Here is a 2,461-nt window from a genome sequence, read left to right as displayed (position 1 = left end):
CGGGCCGGGGTCGCCGGGCACTCGACGTCGGCGGCCGGCAGCGCGACGGTCACCTCCAGGCCGCCACCGGAGCGGGCGAGCACCGTCACGGTGCCGCCGTGCGCGTCGCAGACCGCCCGGACGATGGAGAGCCCCAGCCCGGAGCCACGCGCCCCGGTCCGTTCGCGCCCACCCCGCCGGAACGGCTCGAACAGCCCCGGCACGTCGGCCTGGTCCACCTCGAACCCGGTGTTCCCCACCACCAGCCGCGACGTCCGCCCGTCGGTGTCGGTGCGCACCCAGAGCCGCCCGTGCAGGTGGTTGTAGCGGACGGCGTTCTCGATCAGGTTTCCGGCCAGCCGGTCCAGCAGCCCCGGGTCGCCGACCACCGGGGCGGGCCGCAGCGAGGTCTGCACCCGCAGCCCGATCCGCTCCACCTCCCGGGCCATCGCGGACAGCGCGTTGGCGGTGCCGGTGGCGAGGTCGCAGTCGGTACGCCGGGCCAGCCGGCGGCCGGTCTGCGCCTCGCTGCGGGCCAGCACCAGCAGCGCGTCCACCAGCCCGTTGGCCCGCTCCGAGGCGTCGCGCACCACGGTGGCCATCCGGCGGTACTCGGCGGTGTCCGCCTCGTCGTCGCTGAGCGTCACGTCGATCTCGGTACGCATCACGGCCAGCGGCGTGCGCAGCTCGTGCGAGGCGTTGGCCACGAAGCGTTTCTGCGACTCGAACGCGGCGGCGATCCGGTCGAGCATCGCGTCGAAGGTGCGCGCCAGCTCGGCCACCTCGTCGTCCGCGCCGGACCAGCCGATCCGCTGGTCGAGGGTGGCCTCGCCGAGGCGCTGCGCGGTGGCGGTGACCTGGTGCAACGGGCGCAACGCCCGACCGGCCACCAGGTACGCCCCGGCCACCCCGACCACGCTGATCGCCAGCAGCGCGACGAGCCCCTTCAGCAGCAGCTCCTGCGAGGCGGCGTCGACCAGCTGGCGCTGCCAGTCGGCGGCGTCCAGCGACCGGCCGTCGGCCAGCAGCACGGTGGTGCCCGGCCGCAGCTCGTCGCCCGGGCGCAGCGCGTCGCGGACCAGCAGCCAGGCCAGCACCACCAGGACCGCCCCGGCGCCGACCAGCAGCACCCCGTTGAGCAGGGTCAACCGCAGCCGCAGGGTGGGCCGCAGCCGGCGGCTCACGCGCTCACCTCGGCCGTGCGGTAGCCGGCGCCGACGACCGTCTCGATCAGTGGTGGATCGCCGAGCTTCTTGCGCAGGGTCATCACGGTGACCCGGACGATGGTGGTGAACGGATCGGTGTTGGCGTCCCAGACCCGCTCCAGCAGCTCCTCGCTGGAGACCACCGCGCCGCGCGCCTTGACCAGCTCGCAGAGGACGCCGAACTCCTTGTTGGTCAGGTCGACCGGCGCCCCGCCCCGGGTGACCACCCGGCGGGCCGGGTCGATCACCACGTCGCCGACCTCCAGCACCGGCGGGGCGGCCGGGGTGGCCCGCCGGCCGAGCGCCTGCACCCGGGCGACCAGTTCGTCGAAGGCGAACGGCTTGGGCAGGTAGTCGTCGGCGCCCAGGCCGAGCCCCTCCACCCGGTCGGCGACGCTGTCGCTGGCGGTCAGCATCAGCACCCGGGTCAGGGTGCCGGAGGCGGCCAGGTCGGCGCAGATCTGGTCGCCGTGCACGCCGGGCAGGTCCCGGTCGAGGACCACCACGTCGTACCGGGTGACGAAGGCGGCCTCGTGGCCGGTGTCGCCGTCGTACGCCACGTCGACAGCCATGCCGCGCTTGCGCAGCCCGCGCGCGATCGCGTCGGCGAGATTCCGCTCGTCCTCGACCACCAGCACCCGCATCCCGACCTCCTCGCCGACCTGCCCGACAACCTAGTGCCGGCCGCCAAACCGGCGTCACCGCCCGCCCGGGTCGTTGCAGGAAACCTCCGGGGTACGGGATGCTGCTGGCGCTGATCTACTCAAAGGACGGGCCCGTGACCGCGACACCGACCGGGCGGGACATCGCCTACCGGGGCTTCCGCCTCGCCGCCGACGCGCGCCTCGGCATCGGCGTCGGCGTTCGGTCGCACGCCGAAGGGCTGGAGCTGACCGACCCGGTCGACCGGCGCAAACACGACGGCGCGACGTACGAGGTGGGGAGCTGGACCGCTCCCCCGGTGCCGGCCGGCTTCGCGGTCGCGGAGGTGGTGCCCTCCTGGACGGCGCGGACGCCGCCCGGCTGCTGGGTCGAGGTGGAGCTGCGCGGCTGGCACGCGGACGCGCCGACCACCGGCTGGTACACGCTGGCCCGCTGGGCGGAGGGCGAGGAGCCGGTACGCCGCACCTCGGTGCCCGGGCAGCGGGACCCCGACGCCCGGGTGGACACCGACACGCTGGTGGTGGGCGAGGCCACGGTGACCGGCTGGCAGGTCCGGGTGACCCTGTGCGCCCGGTGGGCGCGACGACCGGCCCGGTGCTGCGCACGGTCGGCGC

2 protein-coding genes and 1 pseudogene are annotated in these 2,461 nt (G+C 75.2%); 1 reads left to right on the top strand and 2 read right to left on the bottom strand.

All coding sequences use genetic code 11. The features are described from left to right. Together JNW89_RS34635 and JNW89_RS34630 are read right to left on the bottom strand one after the other, a co-directional pair. Positions 1 to 1,163: cell wall metabolism sensor histidine kinase WalK (locus JNW89_RS34635; protein ID WP_238452239.1), on the bottom strand; the 1,163-nt coding region annotated here is incomplete at its 3' end. Next, positions 1,160 to 1,828 carry a response regulator transcription factor gene (locus JNW89_RS34630; protein WP_088963314.1) on the bottom strand — a complete coding sequence of 223 codons (669 nt, stop codon included), beginning with the start codon at positions 1,826 to 1,828 and terminating at the stop codon, positions 1,160 to 1,162. The genes JNW89_RS34635 and JNW89_RS34630, both read right to left, overlap by 4 nt. A 134-nt stretch (positions 1,829 to 1,962) precedes the next feature. Here JNW89_RS34630 and JNW89_RS34625 point away from each other — a divergent pair. Continuing rightward, positions 1,963 to 2,461, top strand: a pseudogene (locus JNW89_RS34625) (peptidase C39 family protein); the annotation flags it as partial.

It is taken from the genome of Micromonospora sp. 4G55 (assembly GCF_016803375.1).
This window is presented reverse-complemented; position numbering and strand designations above follow the sequence as displayed.